The sequence below is a fragment of the Zoogloea sp. genome (assembly GCF_023150065.1).
GTDB lineage: Bacteria > Pseudomonadota > Gammaproteobacteria > Burkholderiales > Rhodocyclaceae > Zoogloea.
In genome coordinates this window covers 251,350-267,488 of record NZ_JAKLLN010000001.1, presented here as the reverse complement: position 1 = coordinate 267,488, position 16,139 = coordinate 251,350, and the positions used below count along the sequence as shown (strand labels likewise).

Below are 16,139 nucleotides of genomic sequence, written 5' to 3'. Positions count from 1 at the left end.
CCCTCCTTAGAGACCGAGCGCCGCCTTGACGCCCGCGTGACGAAGCTCGCCCGCGTGGGTCAGGCATGCGCCGGACAGCACCTCGTCCTCCCAGTCCAGGGCCAAGGCCCCGTCCTTGATGAAGGGCGAGATGAAATTGAACAGGTTCTTGGCGTACATCTCCGAGGCATGCACCGGCATGCGGCTGGGGATGTGGGTCGGACCGATGATCAGCACCTCGCCAATCCAGGTCTTCTCGCCCGCCACGGTGCCGGCGACGTTGCCCCCGGTCTCGGCCGCCATATCGACCACCACGGAGCCCGGCTTCATGCGGGCCACCATGTCGGCGCTGACGATCACCGGCGCCTTCTTGCCCGGAATCGCTGCGGTGGTGATCAGCGCATCGCACTCGGCGATGGCCTTGCCGAGCTTCTCGGCCTGCTGGCGCTTCTCGTCCTCGGTGAGCTCCCGCGCATAGCCGCCGGCCCCCGCTGCAGACACGCCGGTGTCCACGAACTTGGCCCCCAGGGACTCGATCTGCTCCCGGGTTTCCGGACGCACGTCATAGCCGGAGACCATTGCGCCCAGGCGCTTGGCGGTGGCAATGGCCTGCAGGCCCGCCACGCCGGCACCGATCACCAGCACCTTGGCGGGCCGGATGGTGCCGGCCGCGTAGGTGAGCATGGGGAAGAACTTGGGGCTGTGATCGGCTGCGATCAGCGCGCACTCGTAGCCCGCCACCGCAGCCTGGCTGGACAAAACGTCCATGCTTTGGGCACGACTGATCCGGGGCAACAGTTCCAAAGCGAAACAGGTGATCTGTTTTTGCATCAAAACGTCTACTCGCTCGCGGCTCGACCACGGCTGCTGCAGGCCAACCAGCACCGTGCCCGGCTTGAGCTGGGCCAGGGCATCGAGCCCCAGGGGCTGGACCTGCAGAATCACGTCGGCCTTCTGCAGCACCGCCAGCGGCTCGGTCGAAAACTCCGCCACGCCGAAATCTTCGTCCCGGTAGTAGGCCGTTTCGCCAGCGCCGGACTGGAGCTGCAGCGCAGCGCCAAGTCCTTGATATTTCTTGGCTACGTCCGGAACAAGCGCAACACGGCGCTCGCCCGGCGTAAGCTCTTTGGTCACACCGATGACCAGGGGCATGGAAGCTCCTAAGTAGGTAGTTGGAATTCTGTTATCGTCGCGAGAGGGTTTCGGCGACGAGACATCCTGGCTGGCAAATCTCCGGCAAACACCCCGGATTCACCACCCGGTTACTGAATGAAAATTCGGATATCTCTTCCGAGCAGTACGAAAAAGATGCGAAAGTCTAGCAAGAAACGAACCCGGCTCCCCCGGAAATTAGGCCTGCCTCCCGGCTCGCTGGTCCATGTGGGCGAGATCAAGACCGACAAACCCAGCATCACCCTGATCGAATTCGATGCCAAGGGCGTGACGGAAACCCATTTCGAATCCGTCGAGGCTTCCCGCCTGCACCAGCCGAGCCGCGAGAAGCTCTGGCTCAATGTGCATGGCCTTCATGACCCTGCCGTGATGGCCGAGATCGGGCGGCGCTTCAAGCTCCACCCGCTGATCCAGGAAGACATTCTCAACACCCAGCAGCGCCCCAAGAGCGACGAGTTCTCCGACTACCTCTACATCGTCGCCCGCAGTTTCGACTTCGACACCGAGAACCGCTGCCTCAACTCCGACCAGGTCAGCATCGTTCTCGGCCGCAATTTCGTGCTGACCTTCCAGGAGCGCGCCACTGGCAACTTCGAGGCCGTGCGCGAACGCCTGCGGGCCGAAAACGGCGCCATGCGCAGCCACGGTTGCGATTACCTCGCCTATGCGCTGCTCGACACCCTGGTGGATCGCTACTTCGTCATGCTCGACCACCTGGCCGACCAGGCCGAAGATCTGGAAGAGCGGGCCCTGACCAACCCCAATCCGTCCTTGCTCGCCGAGATCAACCGAGTCAAGCATGAGGCCCTGACCCTGCGCCGCGCCCTGTGGCCCCTGCGCGAGGTGCTCAACAGCCTGTCCCGGGCCGACAACAGCTTCTTCACGCCGGACACCCGGCTCTATCTGCGGGACATCTACGACCACACCGTGCATGTGCTCGAATCCCTGGAGTCGGTGCGCGACCTGCTCGCCGACCTCCTCGACATCTATCTGTCCAGCGTCAGCAACCGGCTCAACACCGAGGTCCGCATCCTCACCGTGCTGACCACCCTGTTCATGCCGGCCACCCTCATCGCCGGCATCTTCGGCATGAACTTCCGTCAGATGCCCCTCCTCGAGGACCAGGATGGCTTCAGGCTTGCACTGGGAATGATGCTTGGCGCCGCGACCCTGATGGCCGCCGCATTCTGGCGGAGAAACTGGCTGCGCTCGCGTTAGCCCAGGCTCGGGTAGTCGGTGCGCGGCCGGCTCGGCACTTCCACCAGTTTGACCACGGCCAGGGAGATGTTGTCGCCGCCCCCCCGGGCACGCTGGCGGGCCAGCTCGATCAGGGTCGAGGCCGCATCCCGCGGGGACTGGCTGGCCAGGATGGCGCCAGTCTCCTCTTCGCCGATGTAGGCCCACAGACCATCCGAACACAGCAGGAAGGCATCGCCGCCGACCAGCGGCGAGACATGCCCCACATCGACCCGCGGTTCCCGTTCGGACCCCAGGCAGGACAGGAGCACGTTGCGGTTGGGATGGCGCAGGGCGCCTTCGGAGTCGAGACGCCCCTTGCGCACCAGCTCCTCGACCAGGGAGTGATCCGAGCTGCGCGACACCAGGGCGCCGGAGCGGAAGTGGTAGAAGCGGGAATCACCGCAATGGGCCCAGTCGGCACGATCGGGCTGCATCATGAAGACGACGGCAGTGCTGTGGGGATCCTGCTCGCTGGTGAAGCGCGTCAGCTTGATGACGATATGGGCTTCGTCGATGATGCTGCGCAGCAGATCAGGGGCACTCTCCGAGGCCGGTGCGAAGGATTCGAAATTCTGGCGAGCTTTCAGGATCACCTGCTCGGCCGCCATCGCACCACCGGAATGCCCGCCCATGCCATCGGCCAGCACTGCCATCAGGGTGCCCTTGCGGCTGGGGTGGGCAAACACCGCAGCCCTGTCCTGCTGCTCCGTACGGTCACCCGTATGCTTGGCCACGCAGGCTTCCGCCTGGTAGCGCTTTTTTGCACTCGTGGTTTCTGGGTCGGCCAGAGACGAAAAGGTGGGATTCAGCATGATTTACCGCAGACCATCTCTGAACCGGCCACGCAAGCGCATGCCCCCGTCCTCTCCGGACATCGTCCGGGGATGGGGCACAGACCCGCCAGCATGACAAACAGATTTTGACATTCGGGCAATTTGGCACTCACGCTGTTCAAAGCAAACATTCCGGCCATTTAGCACGGCGGAAATCCATTTCAAGTTTAACTGTTAATTTCCTTCAGACTGACGACAGCGCCAACCTTTCAGGCCAAGTTCGTGATTTTTTCATCTATCAGTTCGATCCAATGTAGAACGGGTACGGTCGCAGCGCCGCTCAAATGCTCGATGCAACCGATGTTCGCCGACACGATCCGCTCCGGGGCGCCGGCCCCGAGCGCCGCCAGCTTGTTGTCACGCAGCTGTCGGGACAGCCCGGGCTGCAGCAGCGAGTAGGTTCCGGCCGAACCACAGCACAGATGGCCGTCGGCTACCGGCGTCAGGACATAGCCCGCCGCGCCCAGCAATCCTTCGACAACGCCGCGAATCTTCTGACCATGCTGCAGGCTGCACGGTGCATGCACGGCGATCCTCTGTTCCGATGCCCGCGCCCGACGACGCGCCAGGACAGCGTGCAGCGCCGCGGCCTCGGCAGCCACGACTTCGGCCGGATCGCGGGTCAGGGCGGCCACACGGACCGCTTTCGAGGCATACGCCGGATCGTCCTTGAGCAGGTGACCGTAGTCCTTCACCTGCACACCACAGCCCGAGGCGGTGACCACAATGGCTTCGACACGCCCTGCGGCAATCTCCGGCCACCAGGCGTCGATGTTGCGGCGGGCATCATCCCGCCCTCCTTCCTGATCGTGGAGGTGGAAGCGTACCGCCCCGCAGCAGCCGGCCGACGCCTGCTCCACCAGTGAAATGCCCAGCAGATCCAGCACCCGGGCCGTGGCAGCGTTGATTGACGGGCGCATGGCGGGCTGCACGCAGCCGGCCAGGGCAATCATGCGGCGGGAGTGCTTCGGGGCTGGCCAATGTCCGGCGGCAGGCCCCTGGAGAATCTTCCCGGCCAGCACACGGGGCAGCAGCGGCTTGAACAGGCGCCCCAGCCCCAGTGCCGTACCGAACACGCCGCTGCGCGGCACCACCCCTTTCAGCGCCTCGCGCATCAGGCGGTCTGCGCCCTGCCGGGGCACTTGCTTCTCCACCTCATGGCGGCCGATGTCGGCCAGACGGCCGTACTCCACGCCCGACGGACAGGTGGATTCGCAGGCCCGGCAGGTCAGGCAGCGATCCAGATGCAGACGGGTCTTCTCCGTTGCCGGCTGCCCCTCAAGCACCTGCTTGATCAGGTAGATCCGCCCCCGCGGGCCATCCAGCTCGTCACCGAGGAGCTGGTAGGTGGGGCAGGTGGCGGTGCAGAAACCACAGTGCACACACTTGCGCAGAATCTCCTCGGCCTCGCGGCCTTCCGGCGTGTCGCGGATGAAATCGGCGAGATGGGTCTGCATGCCTAGAAGCCCTCGTACAGGCGGCCAGGGTTGAAGACCCCCGCCGGATCGAATGCGTTCTTGAGATTGCGCTGGAGGGCCTGCATGGGTGCCGTCAGCGGATGGAACACCTCTCCGTCACGCACTCCGTTGCGGAACAGGCTGGCATGCCCTCCCAGGGCCCCCACCCGCCCTCTGATCTCTCCGGGCGGCAGATCGCTCCGCAACCAGCGCTGGGCCCCGCCCCACTCCACCAACTGGGCACCGCCCAGCTCGATGGCCAGGGCGTCGCTGGGCAGGGACAGTCTCCACAAGGGGCCGGGAAGCCCGGCCGCGGTGAAGAAGGCCGCCGTCTGCTCGCGCAAGCCATGCCAGCGGGCCTCGGCGACGGCATCGGGGACGCGCTCGCCCCCCAGCCGCGCCATCGCAGCATCCACCGCCGCCGCGGCCCCGGAGAGCCGCAGCTCCAGGATGCCGTCCTGCCAGGCACTGGCCGAGATTGGCAGCGGTTGACCACCCCAGACGTTGAGCCGGTGCAGGGCGGCAGCCTCGTCCATTTCGAAGCGCAGGCTGGCCTCGGCCACGGGTCTGGGCAGCACCTTGAGCGACAGATCGACGATCAGCCCGAGGGTGCCGAGGCTACCGGCCAGCACCCGGGACACGTCATAACCGGCGACATTCTTCATCACCTCGCCACCAAAGCGCAGCAGCTCGCCGCGCCCGTCGATGAGGCGGGCCCCCAGGATGAAATCCCGCACCCCTCCCACCGCCGCCCGCCGCGGCCCGGCCAGTCCGGCGGCAACACAGCCACCCACGGTGGCACCGGGCCCGAAGTGGGGCGGCTCGAAGGCCAGCATCTGCCCCCGGGTCGCCAGCTCGGCTTCCAGTTCGGCCAGGGGGGTTCCGGCGCGCACGGTGACCACCAGTTCGCTCGGTTCGTAATTGACGATGCCGCTGCAGTCGCGGGTATCGAGGAGCTCACCCTGCTCCGGTCGCCCCAGGAAGCGCTTCGTGCCGCCACCGCGGAGACACAGGGCACGGCCGCTGGCCGCCGCCTCCCGGACGCGCTCACGCCACTGCCGAATCAGATCATCCACGCTCGTCCACCTCATTTTGCTCGCTGGCCTCCCCACGCGCCGCCTGGTCCCGCTCCCGCCGTTGTGCGAGCCGCCCCGCCGTGCGCAACCCCATCCAGGTGCCCACCAGGGACAACACGGGCACGGCGACAAAGAGGAACTGCAGCCATCCTTCGGAGATCATGTCCATCAGAAACGCGGCAGATCGGGATGAGCCGCCGGCCGGCTGGCGCCCATCCGCTCGCGCCCGTACTCGGCGCAACGATTGAGGGTAGGAATGGCCTTGCCCGGATTGAGCAGGCCGGCTGGATCAAACGCCGCCTTGATCCGATGGAAGGCGGCGATCTCCGACGTGGCGAACTGGCTGCACATCTGGTTGATCTTCTCGATGCCGACCCCGTGCTCGCCGGTGATGGTCCCGCCCAAGGCCACCGACAGCTCCAGGATCTCGGCACCGAAGGCCTCGGCCGTGTGCTGGTCGCCGGGCTTGTTGGCGTCGAAAAGGATGAGCGGGTGCAGGTTGCCGTCACCGGCATGGAAGACGTTGATGCAGCGCATGGCGTACTTCTTCTCCATCGCCTGGATGGCCTGCAGCATTTCACCGAGGCGTTTTCTCGGGATGGTCCCGTCCATGCAGTAGTAGTCGGGAGAGATCCGCCCCGCCGCGGGAAATGCCGCCTTGCGACCGGCCCAGAAACGCAGCCGCTCGGCCTCGTCCCGGGACACCCGGACCTCGGTGGCACCGGCCTCCTCCAGCAGGGCACGCACCCGCCCGATCTCCTCGGAGACTTCCTCGGGCGTACCGTCGGATTCGCACAGCAGGATGGCCTTGGCGTCGAGGGGGTAGCCCGCATGCACGAACTCCTCGACGGCCGCCGTGGCGGGCTGATCCATCATCTCCAGCCCCGCCGGAATGATGCCGGCAGCGATGATGCGGGCCACGGCATCGCCAGCCTTGACCACATCGTCGAAGGCGGCCAGCACGCACTGGGCAAGCTGGGGCTTGGGGGTGAGCTTGACCGTCACCTCGGTCACCACCGCCAGCATGCCCTCCGACCCTGTGACCAGGGGCAGCAGGTCGTAGCCCGGCGCATCCAGCCCGAGGCTGCCGAACTCGACGATGTCGCCGTTGATCGTCACTCCCCGGACCTTGAGCAGGTTATGGATGGTCAAGCCGTACTTGAGGCAATGCACGCCACCCGAGTTCTCGGCCACATTGCCGCCGATGGTGCAGGCGATCTGGGAAGAGGGATCGGGGGCGTAATACAGCCCGTGAGGGGCGGCCGCCTCGGAGATGGCCAGGTTGCGCACCCCGGGCTGCACCACCGCCCGCCGCGCGTGGGCGTCGATGGCGATGATCCGGCGCAGGCGCGCAAGGGACAGCACCACCCCGAAACGATGGGGCTGGGCACCGCCGGAGAGGCCGGTCCCGGCGCCCCGCGCCACCACCGGAACGCCCTGCCCGGCACAGATCTTCAGGATGGCCACCACCTGGGCCTCGGTTTCGGGCAACACCACCACCAGCGGCATCTGCCGCAGGGCCGCCATGCCGTCACACTCGTAGGGGCGCAGGTCTTCCGGGTCGTGGAGCACACTGGCCGCGGGCAGGACACCCTGCAGCGCCTGCACCAGGCGGTGCACGTCGACCCGGGAGAAATCCCCCTCGGCCCGGCCGAAACCGGGAAGCCCGGACTGCTCACCCATCACGCCATCCCCTTGTCGATATGCTGAAGGTCGGCGGCCAGCAGGGTCGGCACCACGACCCCGAGTCGTCCGGCGGCACTGACCAGATGCTGCTGGGCAGCCTGTCGCGCCAGCTCGGCGTCGCCCGCCGCGATGGCCTCGAAGACCGCCCGATGTTCGTCCTGGGCAGCCCCGGCGAGCCCTCCGGCAACACCCTCGGCGCTCCAGGTTGGCGCCCGGGAGGCGGAGAACTCCTGGCTCACGAAGGCCACGAAGCGGCCGATCAGCGGATTGCCACTTGCCGTAGCAATGGCGCAGTGGAAGTCATCGTCAGCCATGGCCCCGTCCTCACCGCGGGTCAAGGCCACCTCCATGCGCGCCAGGGCCGCCGCCATTGCCTCCAACTGCTCAGGCGTCCGGCGCAGCGCCGCCCGCTCGGCCGCCGCCACCTCGACGATCAGGCGCAACTCGAATATCTCGTGGGCGCCCTCGGCCTCGGCCAGCCCGGAGCCCATGCGGAACACCCCCGCCCCAAGGGGCCGGGCCACGAAGGCCCCCGCCCCCTGGCGGCTCTCCACCAGCCCGTCGGCCTTGAGGCGGGCAATCGCCTCCCGCACCACGGTGCGGCTTACCGCAAACTCCTCGGACAGGCGTGCCTCCGTCGGCAGACGCTCGCCCGGCGCGAATGCCCCACTGCGGATGCGCCTGTCCAGCACGGCACCCACCTCCTCGGAGAGGCGATGGGGTCGGAGGATGCGGGGCAAACGATCGGAGGACATTTGTCTACTTGTCAGACAACTTTCTCCGCAGTCTAGAAGACAAGCCCGCAATAGGCAAAAGCAGCCTGCTCGAAATGGTGTTCGACGCCCCATCCCGCGGGCGACGAGGCGGAGGAGTTCGAAGGTGGTGGGCAGACAGCCCGGAGGCCATCTTGTGAATCTACCAACTAGTAGATAACATTCATGAGCACTCTCCAATAACAGAAGCACCCACCCCAAAGGAGGAATACGTGATCAAACTGGCAAGCACGCTGGCCTGCGCCATCCTGCTGACAACGGCGGTAACGCCACCTGTCCTGGCCACCGAACGGCCCACCGACCCTCTGGACTCACCTCGCTGGAGCGACATGGAGAAAGGCATGCTCTCCGGCGCCCCGTATGTCTTCGACACCCGGGTCCGGGTGGACGCCCCGGGGACGGCTGAAAACCCGCTCAACGTACCGATCACCATCGACGCCACGGCCCTTGCCGACGTGAAGGAGATCCTGGTCTTTGCCGACTTCAACCCCATCCTGGAGATTCTGCGCTTCTACCCCGATGCGGCCCCGGCCTATATCGGTTTCCGCGCCAAGCTGCAGCAATCGACCCCGGTCAGGGCCGCAGTACGCACCGGTGACGGGGTATGGCACGTGGGCGGCACCCTCGTGAATACGGTAGGTGGCGGCTGCACGGCGCCATCCATGGGCTCAACGTCATCCGAATGGCAGAAGCGCCTCAACGAAGTCACCACCCGAACCTGGAATGAAGGCCCCATGTCGGGTCGGCTGCGCATGCGCATCATCCACCCCATGGACACAGGGCTGATCGCCGGCATTCCCCCCTTCCACCTCGAATCGGTCGTCCTCAGTGACGAGGCCGGACACCCCCTGGCCCGGCTGGAGGTGTCGCAACCGGTCAGCGAGAACCCGGTGTTCACCCTCAGCCGCGGCAGCACCACGGGAGCCCTGCAGGCCCACGGACGGGACAACAACGGCAACACCTTCAACGTGAGGATTCCCCAATGAGACGCCTCCTCTCCACGCTCATCGCCTGCCTGTCCTGCCAGGCCTGGGCTGCCGGCTCCGACTATCAGCTCACACCTCTGCCCATCGCCGAAGGCGTGTATTCCTTCATCGGCGAGCAAGCCGACTTCACCCCCTCCAATGGCGGGAACATCGTCAACACGGGCTTCATTGTCGGGACGGAGGGGGTTGTCGTCATCGACACCGGGCCATCCCGACGGTACGGCGAACAGATGCGCGCAGCCATCGCCCGAATCACGCCCAAGCCAATCGCGCTGGTCATCAATACCCACCACCATCCGGATCACTTCCTTGGCAATCAGGCCTTCGCCGATGCGCCCATCGGTGCCCTGGCAGAAACCGGCAAGGGCATCGCCAGCGAAGGGGACGCCTTTGCCGAGAACCTGTTTCGCCTGACCGGCGACTGGATGTCCGGCACAGAGCTCAAGGCGCCTGACCAGACGCTCCAGGCCGGCCCCTTGAAGGCGGGCGGACGGTCGCTGATCCTCCTTGCTCTGAAGGGGCATACGGACGCCGATCTGGCCGTTTTCGACGAAGACAGTGCGACCCTCTTCGCCGGTGACCTCGTCTTCAACCTGCGCGCACCCACCACCCCCCACGCCAACCTGACTCACTGGAAGGACACCCTCCAAGCCCTCGACGCGTTCATGAAAGACCACCGGGTCCGGGCACTTGTCCCCGGTCACGGACCGATCGCCCGGGATGCCCGGCCCATCGCATGGACCCGAGACTGGCTGACCTGGCTCGACAGGAGCCTGCGTGAGTCTGCAGCCGAAGGCCTCGACATGAACGAGACCCTGGCCCGCCCCCTGCCGGAGGCCTATCGGGACATCCCGGTGTCCGGAGCCGAGTACCGGCGTTCTGTCGGGCATCTGTTTCCGGCCGCAGAGACCCATTCCCTCCAGCACAACAACTGACCCAGCCCCGCCCGGCGAGCGCTTCCACAGGTTCTCCGGCGCGGGCAGAGGTGATAGTCTTGCCCCCATGACAACCCCTACCCGCGACCAACTGCTGGTCGAAGCCGAAAACCTGATCCGCCGGGGCGGCTACTCGGCGTTCTCGTATGCTCACCTGACCGAGAAAATCGGGATCACCAAGGCAAGCATCCATTACCACTTTCCCACCAAGCAGCGCCTCGCCGAAGAGGTCGTGGACTTGGCCCAGGCCCGGTTTTCAGAGGCCCTGAAGGGTATCGAAGCCGAAAACGTGCTCGTAGCCGATCAGCTGCGCCAGTACGCGATGCTCTTCCTGGATGGCTTCGAAGCCAGCCTGCGGCCCCTGTGCGGCGCACTGTCGGCCGAGCTCGCGGCCCTGCCGCCGAGCCTGCACGAATGCACTGCCGCCTACTTCCGGCTACACCTGGACTGGCTCACCCGCGTGCTGAACAAGGGAATCACCGACGGCCAACTGCACTGGACAAACGGCAGCGAAGCCTTGGCCGGACTGCTTCTGGCCACACTCGAAGGTGGCAACCTGATCGGCAGGGCGCTGGGCTCCCGCGAAGACGTCCTGCAGGGCTTCGAGCAGGTGCTTGTGCTGGCGGGGGCCCCCGCAGGTCAAAAGATGGGGACGAGCCTGTAGCCCTGGGTCTGATAGCCGATCAGGGAGATGAAGCCGTCGGCGACGACGGTCAGCCCCTCGTGCAGGGAGGCGTTATCCACGCCCATGACCTGCGTCGCAATCGCACACACCTCCTGGCGGACGCCCATGCCGGCCAGTTCCCTGACCAGGATAGCCACCGCCTCAAGGGCATCCTCATGTTCGACCAGCAGTGCCGGATCGGGGCGAGAGGACAGGTAGCGCACCGTCTCACCGATGTAGACCAGGATCAGATCGGGCTTCACCCCCTGTCTGCGGAGGCCTTGGTGCGTCTGCTTGATGATGCTCAGATAAAAGGCCGTCTTGCGCGGGCTGCTGAAATCAAGCAGGAAAACACCCTTGCCTTCCGTCACCCCCCGCAGTGCCATGGCATCGTCTGGCTGAGGGGACGCGGCATCTGCCGTCGGCAAGAAGGCAAGAACACCTGCGGCAAGGCCCAGGGTCAACAAAATATGGCGTAACGGTCGCGTCATTGCAGGTCTCCGTGTTCCCGTCTGATGCGGGTCATCGAACCAGGATTGGCTCCGGAGAATACCAACCAACTGGTAGGTATGTACAACACGGCGTGTGCCCGGGCCTTCCCCAAACCGGCATCAGCCTCGCATCCAGCCCAGAGAAGCCACAGTCCCCCCTGTAGGCACATACTCCGCCCCTACCCAGCCCGTGTAAGCGATGGCGTCCAGATGCCGGAACAGGAAAGGGAAATTGATCTCGCCCGTGCCCGGCTCATGCCGCCCCGGGTTATCGGCAAACTGGATGTGGGCGATTCTTGGCAGCAACCTGGCCAGGGTCAGGGCCAGATCCCCTTCCATCACCTGGGCATGGAAGATGTCGTACTGCAGGAAGAGGTTGGGGCGATCCGCATCATTCAGGATGGCGAGCGCCAGGGCACTGCGGTTTACAAAGAACCGGGGCGTATCGCGGCTGTTGAGGGGCTCGATCAGCACCTGCCGCCCCGCTGCCCCCAAATGGTCGGCAGCGAAACGCAGATTGCCGATCAGGGTATCGCGCAGCACAGCCTCGGAGATGCCCTCCGGGCGCAAGCCCGCCAGGCAATTCACCCGCCGGCAGCCCAGCGCGTCGGCCCAGGTTGCGGCCCTGTCCACCCCGTTGCGAAACTCGACCTGCCTTTCGGGCAAGCAGGCAATGCCCCGCTCCCCCGCCGCCCAGTTGCCCGCCGGAAAGTTGAACAGCACCACCTCCACCCCGGCCCGGCGTGCCGCATCGGCCACTTCGTCCATAGGGAAATCGTAGGGGAAGTGAAACTCCACCCCCCGGAAACCGCAGGCGGCAGCAGCGGCAAAGCGCTCAAGAAAAGGCAGATCGAGAAACAGGAAGGACAGATTGGCTGAAAAGCGGGGCATCGATGGCGTCCGTAAAACGTGGAGATATGGCGCCGGATCTTACCGCCCGGACCGCGCGGAGGGCAGTGCGAGGGCTCAAACCCTGTCGTTTGATGGGTTATCATGCGCGACTTGACCAAAAAACAAAGCACACCCCACCAATGATCCGCAAACTGCTGCGCCGTGTGTTCCGCCGCGCCGCACCCGCCAACGCCCTTCCCGAACCTGCAGTGATTCCGGTGGCCCGCCACGGCGTGCGCCGGGACCAGATCTCTCCGGCCGCCAACAAGGTGTGCACCGCACTCCAGGAGGCCGGGCACAAGGCCTACGTGGTCGGCGGTGCGGTTCGCGACATCATCGTCGGCCAGACCCCGAAGGATTTCGACGTGGCCACCAGCGCCACGCCCGAAGAAGTCCGCGCCCTCTTCCGCCGCTCCCGCATCATCGGCCGGCGCTTCAAGATCGTGCATGTGATGAGCGGCCCCGAGACCATCGAGGTTTCCACCTTCCGCGCCATGCAGGACGCCGAGGGCACCGAGACCGACGAGCACGGCCGCGTGCTGCGCGACAACGTGTTCGGCTCCATGGCCGAGGACGCCACCCGCCGCGACTTCACCGTCAACGCCCTGTACTACAACCCCAGCGACGAAACCGTCATCGATTACCACCACGGCGTGGCTGACCTGCAGCAGAAGACCCTGCGCATGATCGGCGACCCCCGGGTGCGCTACCGCGAAGACCCCGTGCGCATGCTGCGTGCCGCCCGCCTGGGTGCCAAGCTCGGCCTGTCCATCGACCCCGCCGCCCGCGGGCCGATCCGCGAGATGGCCGACCTCCTCGAAAACGTGCCGCCGGCGCGCCTCTTCGACGAGATGCTCAAGCTGCTGATGTCGGGCCATGCGGTCAAGTGCCTGCGCCAGTTGCGCGAGGAAGGCCTGCACCATGGCCTGCTGCCCCTGCTCGACGTGATCCTCGAACAACCCATGGGCGAACGCTTCGTGTGGCTGTCCCTCGAGAACACCGACGAGCGCGTACGCCAGGGCAAGCCGGTGTCCCCCGGCTTCCTGTTTGCCACCCTGCTGTGGCATGAGGTGCTGGTGGACTGGGAAGCCCGCAAGGCCAACGGCGAGCACTCGCAGCCGGCACTCTTCGAGGCCATGGATTCGGTGCTCGACCGGCAGTCCGGCAAGCTCGCCATCACCCGCCGCATCGCCGGTGACATCAAGGAAATCTGGGCGCTACAGCCGCGCTTTGAAAAGCGTGCGGGCAAGACACCCTATCGCCTGCTGGAACAACCGCGCTATCGCGCCGGCTGGGACTTCCTGCGCCTGCGCGCCCAGTCCGGCGAGCTGCCGATGGAGCTGCCCGACTGGTGGGAGGCCTTCGCCGATGCCCACCCGGAGGCCCGGGAGGGCATGCTGGTGCCGGACAAGAGCGGCGCCGCCAAAAAACGCCGTCGTCGCCGCAAGCCCGCCGGAGCCGGCTCGGCCCCTGCTGGCGAATGACGGCCGCGCCCTCCGGCGTTCGCGCCTTCGTGGCGCTGGGCGCCAATATCGGCGAGCCGGTAAAGCATTTGCGGGCCGCCGTCGCCGACCTGGCGGCACTGTCTGGCACGCGGGTCACCGCCCGCTCCTCCCTCTACCGCAGCGCCCCGGTCGGGCTCCTCAACCAGCCGGACTTCATCAATGCGGTGGTCGCCGTGGATACCGCGCTATCGCCCCTCGCCCTGTTGCGCCACTTGCTGGCCATCGAAGCCCGTCACGGTCGGGTGCGCAGCGTGCCCAATGCCCCCCGCACCCTCGACCTCGACCTGCTGCTCCACGGTGATACCGTACTCCACGGCGACGAACTGACCCTGCCCCACCCGCGCATGCACCAGCGCGCCTTCGTGCTGCTCCCGCTGCTGGAAATCGCCGCCGACCTGAGCCTGCCCGGCCTGGGCCCGGCCCGGGACTACCTCGCCGCCGTCACCGGCCAGGACATCAGCCTGTTCGAGCCCCTGTAATGCCGATCTGGATCCAGACCGCGCTGCTGCTGGCTGCCTCCAATGTATTCATGACCTTTGCCTGGTACGGACACCTCAAGAACCTGTCCACCTCGCCCTGGTACATCGCCGCCTTCATCAGTTGGGGCATCGCCCTGTTCGAGTATCTGCTGCAGGTGCCGGCCAATCGCATCGGAGCCCAGGAACTCAACCTCGCCCAGCTCAAGATCATGCAGGAGGCGATCACCCTCGTGGTGTTCGTGCCCTTTGCCATTTTCTACATGCAGCAGCCCCTCAAGCTTGACTATCTGTGGGCCGCCCTGTGTATCCTAGGCGCTGTCTACTTCATCTTCCGCGCCTGAAAGGCGGCGTCACCCCATGCTCGAGAAAGCGCGCTACATCGTCGTGGAAGGCCCCATCGGCGCAGGCAAGACCACCCTCGCCCGGCGCCTGGCCGAACGGCTCAACGCAGATACGCTGCTCGAAAACCCGGCGGCCAACCCCTTTCTTGGGCGCTTCTACCAGAACATGGAGCGCTGGGGGTTGCCCACCCAGATCGCTTTCCTGTTCCAGCGCAGCGAGCAGCTCGCCGCCAGCCCCCACGACCCGCACCGGCGCCTGGTGTCCGACTTCCTGATCGACAAGGACCCGCTGTTCGCCGAGCTCAACCTGGCCGAGGACGAGCTCAAGCTCTACCGTCAGCTCTACGAACGCCTCAAACCCAGCGTGCGCAAGCCGGACCTGGTGATCTACCTGCAGGCCCAGCCCGACATCCTGATCGACCGGGTGCGCAAACGAGGCGTTGAATCGGAACGCAAGATCAGCGAGCCCTACCTGCAGCGGGTGGCCGAAAGCTATGCCACCTTCTTCCACCACTACGATGCTGCCCCCCTCTTCATCGTCAATGCCGAGTCCCTCAACCCGGTGGACAAGGAAGAAGACTTCGAACTGTTGTTCTCCCGGCTGCACGCCATGCGCAGTTACCGCGAGTTCTTCGGCTACGCCGGCTGAGCCAGGGCCAAGGATCCGCCGCCCGGCCTCGCACAAGAAAATCCATCCGCCCGATGTCCCACCCCGAGTCCGGGCAGGCGCCCACTTCCCGATTCCGCCTTTGAAGCCCCCTTGTGCCGCGCACAATAATGGGGTTAACTGCCGCCGCGAGGAGGAACAGCAATGAGTTATCTACAAGAAAACAGCAAACCCGTCACCCTGTTCGAACTGGGCAAGATGCGCGCCGAAGGGCGCAAGATCGTCATGCTCACCGGTTACGACGCCAGCTTTGCCGCACTACTGGAGCGCTGTGGCGTAGACGTGATCCTGGTCGGCGACTCCCTGGGCAATGTGCTGCAGGGCCAGAAGACCACCCTGCCAGTCAGCATGGAGCACATGGTGTATCACACCGAGTGCGTGGCCCGGGGCAGTTCCCGGCCGCTGATCGTCACCGACATGCCCTTCGGCAGCTACGCCGAAAGCCCCGAGCAAGCCATGCGTAATGCCGCCCGCCTGATGGCCGCCGGCGCGCAGATGGTCAAGCTCGAGGGCGGCGCCTTCATGGCCGAGACAGTGCGTTTCCTGGTCGAGCGTGGCGTGCCCGTCTGTGCCCACATCGGCCTGACCCCCCAATCGGTGCACCAGCTGGGCGGCTATCGCGTCCAGGGCCGCAGCGATGCAGGGGCTGCCATCCTCAAGACCGATGCCCTGGCCCTGGAACAGGCCGGCGCGGCGCTGATCGTCATGGAAATGGTGCCTGCCAGCCTGGCTGCAGACGTCACCACCAGCCTGAGCTCCATGGCCACGATCGGCATCGGCGCCGGGGTCGATTGCCACGGCCAGGTGTTGGTACTCCATGATCTGATCGGTGTTTTTCCCGGCAAGCGCCCGCGCTTCGCCCGCAACTTCATGGAAGGCGCATCCAGCATCGACGATGCCGTCTCCCGCTACGTCGCCGATGTAAGGGAAGGTCGCTTCCCCGGCCCCGAACACAGCTACTGAT

At 65.8% G+C, this 16,139-nt stretch carries 19 protein-coding genes; 10 read left to right on the top strand and 9 right to left on the bottom strand.

Annotated features, from left to right (window positions below; translation table 11 throughout):
* Positions 1 to 6 precede the first annotated feature (6 nt).
* A complete protein-coding gene (locus L6Q67_RS01340; RefSeq protein WP_296564067.1) occupies positions 7 to 1,131 on the bottom strand; it encodes an NAD(P) transhydrogenase subunit alpha in 1,125 nt (374 codons plus the stop codon).
* 228 nt (positions 1,132 to 1,359) lie between these two features.
* On the opposite strand from L6Q67_RS01340, the gene corA reads away from it, so the two are divergent.
* On the top strand, positions 1,360 to 2,370 hold the full coding sequence (gene corA, locus L6Q67_RS01335) for a magnesium/cobalt transporter CorA (protein WP_296564064.1): 1,011 nt from the start codon (positions 1,360 to 1,362) through the stop codon (positions 2,368 to 2,370).
* Here corA and L6Q67_RS01330 read toward each other — a convergent pair.
* The 6 genes from L6Q67_RS01330 to L6Q67_RS01305 all read right to left on the bottom strand — a co-directional run bounded on the left by L6Q67_RS01330 (position 2,367) and on the right by L6Q67_RS01305 (position 8,198).
* A complete protein-coding gene (locus L6Q67_RS01330) occupies positions 2,367 to 3,203 on the bottom strand; it encodes a protein phosphatase 2C domain-containing protein (protein WP_296564059.1) in 837 nt (278 codons plus the stop codon). The genes corA and L6Q67_RS01330 overlap by 4 nt on opposite strands.
* A 230-nt stretch (positions 3,204 to 3,433) precedes the next feature.
* The gene (gene glcF, locus L6Q67_RS01325) at positions 3,434 to 4,681 is read right to left on the bottom strand and encodes a glycolate oxidase subunit GlcF (protein ID WP_296564057.1); all 1,248 of its coding nucleotides are present in this window, start codon (positions 4,679 to 4,681) and stop codon (positions 3,434 to 3,436) included.
* Positions 4,682 to 4,683: 2 nt separating this feature from the next.
* Positions 4,684 to 5,757 (bottom strand): glycolate oxidase subunit GlcE, encoded by a 1,074-nt coding sequence (gene glcE, locus L6Q67_RS01320; RefSeq protein WP_296564054.1) that lies wholly within the window; start codon positions 5,755 to 5,757, stop codon positions 4,684 to 4,686.
* Positions 5,750 to 5,926, bottom strand: a complete 177-nt coding sequence (locus L6Q67_RS01315) for a hypothetical protein (protein ID WP_296564050.1) — start codon at positions 5,924 to 5,926, stop codon at positions 5,750 to 5,752. The genes glcE and L6Q67_RS01315 overlap by 8 nt, the downstream gene beginning before the upstream one ends.
* Positions 5,926 to 7,440 (bottom strand): FAD-linked oxidase C-terminal domain-containing protein, encoded by a 1,515-nt coding sequence (locus L6Q67_RS01310; protein ID WP_296564041.1) that lies wholly within the window; start codon positions 7,438 to 7,440, stop codon positions 5,926 to 5,928. Before L6Q67_RS01310 ends, L6Q67_RS01315 begins: the two co-directional genes overlap by 1 nt.
* Positions 7,440 to 8,198: a FadR/GntR family transcriptional regulator gene (locus L6Q67_RS01305; protein ID WP_296564039.1), complete on the bottom strand. Its 759-nt coding sequence runs from the start codon at positions 8,196 to 8,198 to the stop codon at positions 7,440 to 7,442. Before L6Q67_RS01305 ends, L6Q67_RS01310 begins: the two co-directional genes overlap by 1 nt.
* Before the next feature lie 230 nt (positions 8,199 to 8,428).
* Here L6Q67_RS01305 and L6Q67_RS01300 point away from each other — a divergent pair, with 230 nt between their 5' ends.
* The 3 genes from L6Q67_RS01300 to L6Q67_RS01290 all read left to right on the top strand — a co-directional run bounded on the left by L6Q67_RS01300 (position 8,429) and on the right by L6Q67_RS01290 (position 10,801).
* The gene (locus tag L6Q67_RS01300) at positions 8,429 to 9,202 is read left to right on the top strand and encodes a quinoprotein dehydrogenase-associated SoxYZ-like carrier (RefSeq protein ID WP_367171616.1); all 774 of its coding nucleotides are present in this window, start codon (positions 8,429 to 8,431) and stop codon (positions 9,200 to 9,202) included.
* Complete coding sequence (locus tag L6Q67_RS01295) at positions 9,199 to 10,137, top strand: quinoprotein relay system zinc metallohydrolase 1 (protein WP_296564036.1); 939 nt, start codon at positions 9,199 to 9,201, stop codon at positions 10,135 to 10,137. The genes L6Q67_RS01300 and L6Q67_RS01295 overlap by 4 nt, the downstream gene beginning before the upstream one ends.
* 67 nt (positions 10,138 to 10,204) lie before the next feature.
* Positions 10,205 to 10,801, top strand: coding sequence for a TetR/AcrR family transcriptional regulator (locus L6Q67_RS01290; protein ID WP_296564033.1), 597 nt, complete (start codon positions 10,205 to 10,207; stop codon positions 10,799 to 10,801).
* Here L6Q67_RS01290 and L6Q67_RS01285 read toward each other — a convergent pair.
* Entirely contained in the window at positions 10,777 to 11,064 is a 288-nt protein-coding gene (locus tag L6Q67_RS01285; protein ID WP_367171615.1) for a DsrE family protein, read from the bottom strand. The two genes, L6Q67_RS01290 and L6Q67_RS01285, sit on opposite strands and share 25 nt — an antisense overlap.
* 21 nt (positions 11,065 to 11,085) lie before the next feature.
* On the opposite strand from L6Q67_RS01285, the gene L6Q67_RS01280 reads away from it, so the two are divergent.
* Positions 11,086 to 11,280, top strand: coding sequence for a hypothetical protein (locus tag L6Q67_RS01280; RefSeq protein ID WP_296565204.1), 195 nt, complete (start codon positions 11,086 to 11,088; stop codon positions 11,278 to 11,280).
* A gap of 132 nt (positions 11,281 to 11,412) precedes the next feature.
* Here the strand turns inward: L6Q67_RS01280 and hyi are convergent, their stop codons facing one another.
* Positions 11,413 to 12,183 (bottom strand): hydroxypyruvate isomerase, encoded by a 771-nt coding sequence (hyi, locus tag L6Q67_RS01275; RefSeq protein WP_296564031.1) that lies wholly within the window; start codon positions 12,181 to 12,183, stop codon positions 11,413 to 11,415.
* Positions 12,184 to 12,323: 140 nt separating this feature from the next.
* Between hyi and pcnB the strand changes: the two genes are divergently transcribed.
* The 5 genes from pcnB to panB all read left to right on the top strand — a co-directional run bounded on the left by pcnB (position 12,324) and on the right by panB (position 16,138).
* Positions 12,324 to 13,667 (top strand): polynucleotide adenylyltransferase PcnB, encoded by a 1,344-nt coding sequence (gene pcnB / locus L6Q67_RS01270; protein WP_296564028.1) that lies wholly within the window; start codon positions 12,324 to 12,326, stop codon positions 13,665 to 13,667.
* Positions 13,664 to 14,167, top strand: coding sequence for a 2-amino-4-hydroxy-6-hydroxymethyldihydropteridine diphosphokinase (folK, locus tag L6Q67_RS01265; RefSeq protein WP_296564025.1), 504 nt, complete (start codon positions 13,664 to 13,666; stop codon positions 14,165 to 14,167). The genes pcnB and folK overlap by 4 nt, the downstream gene beginning before the upstream one ends.
* Positions 14,167 to 14,508 (top strand): DMT family protein, encoded by a 342-nt coding sequence (locus L6Q67_RS01260; RefSeq protein WP_296564022.1) that lies wholly within the window; start codon positions 14,167 to 14,169, stop codon positions 14,506 to 14,508. The genes folK and L6Q67_RS01260 overlap by 1 nt, the downstream gene beginning before the upstream one ends.
* 16 nt (positions 14,509 to 14,524) lie before the next feature.
* On the top strand, positions 14,525 to 15,157 hold the full coding sequence (locus L6Q67_RS01255) for a deoxynucleoside kinase (RefSeq protein WP_296564018.1): 633 nt from the start codon (positions 14,525 to 14,527) through the stop codon (positions 15,155 to 15,157).
* Positions 15,158 to 15,319: 162 nt separating this feature from the next.
* Complete coding sequence (gene panB / locus L6Q67_RS01250; RefSeq protein WP_296564014.1) at positions 15,320 to 16,138, top strand: 3-methyl-2-oxobutanoate hydroxymethyltransferase; 819 nt, start codon at positions 15,320 to 15,322, stop codon at positions 16,136 to 16,138.
* The last annotated feature ends 1 nt before the right edge of the window (position 16,139 follow it).

Excerpts from the sequence above, each read along its gene's own strand:
- L6Q67_RS01340 (WP_296564067.1), bottom strand. The coding sequence starts at position 1,131 with ATGCCCCTGGTCATCGGTGTGACCAAAGAGCTTACGCCGGGCGAGCGC.
- L6Q67_RS01330 (WP_296564059.1), bottom strand. The coding sequence starts at position 3,203 with ATGCTGAATCCCACCTTTTCGTCTCTGGCCGACCCAGAAACCACGAGT.
- glcF (WP_296564057.1), bottom strand. The coding sequence starts at position 4,681 with ATGCAGACCCATCTCGCCGATTTCATCCGCGACACGCCGGAAGGCCGC.
- L6Q67_RS01315 (WP_296564050.1), bottom strand. The coding sequence starts at position 5,926 with ATGGACATGATCTCCGAAGGATGGCTGCAGTTCCTCTTTGTCGCCGTG.
- L6Q67_RS01310 (WP_296564041.1), bottom strand. The coding sequence starts at position 7,440 with ATGGGTGAGCAGTCCGGGCTTCCCGGTTTCGGCCGGGCCGAGGGGGAT.
- L6Q67_RS01305 (WP_296564039.1), bottom strand. The coding sequence starts at position 8,198 with ATGTCCTCCGATCGTTTGCCCCGCATCCTCCGACCCCATCGCCTCTCC.
- L6Q67_RS01295 (WP_296564036.1), top strand. The coding sequence starts at position 9,199 with ATGAGACGCCTCCTCTCCACGCTCATCGCCTGCCTGTCCTGCCAGGCC.
- L6Q67_RS01290 (WP_296564033.1), top strand. The coding sequence starts at position 10,205 with ATGACAACCCCTACCCGCGACCAACTGCTGGTCGAAGCCGAAAACCTG.
- hyi (WP_296564031.1), bottom strand. The coding sequence starts at position 12,183 with ATGCCCCGCTTTTCAGCCAATCTGTCCTTCCTGTTTCTCGATCTGCCT.
- pcnB (WP_296564028.1), top strand. The coding sequence starts at position 12,324 with ATGATCCGCAAACTGCTGCGCCGTGTGTTCCGCCGCGCCGCACCCGCC.
- folK (WP_296564025.1), top strand. The coding sequence starts at position 13,664 with ATGACGGCCGCGCCCTCCGGCGTTCGCGCCTTCGTGGCGCTGGGCGCC.
- L6Q67_RS01260 (WP_296564022.1), top strand. The coding sequence starts at position 14,167 with ATGCCGATCTGGATCCAGACCGCGCTGCTGCTGGCTGCCTCCAATGTA.
- L6Q67_RS01255 (WP_296564018.1), top strand. The coding sequence starts at position 14,525 with ATGCTCGAGAAAGCGCGCTACATCGTCGTGGAAGGCCCCATCGGCGCA.
- panB (WP_296564014.1), top strand. The coding sequence starts at position 15,320 with ATGAGTTATCTACAAGAAAACAGCAAACCCGTCACCCTGTTCGAACTG.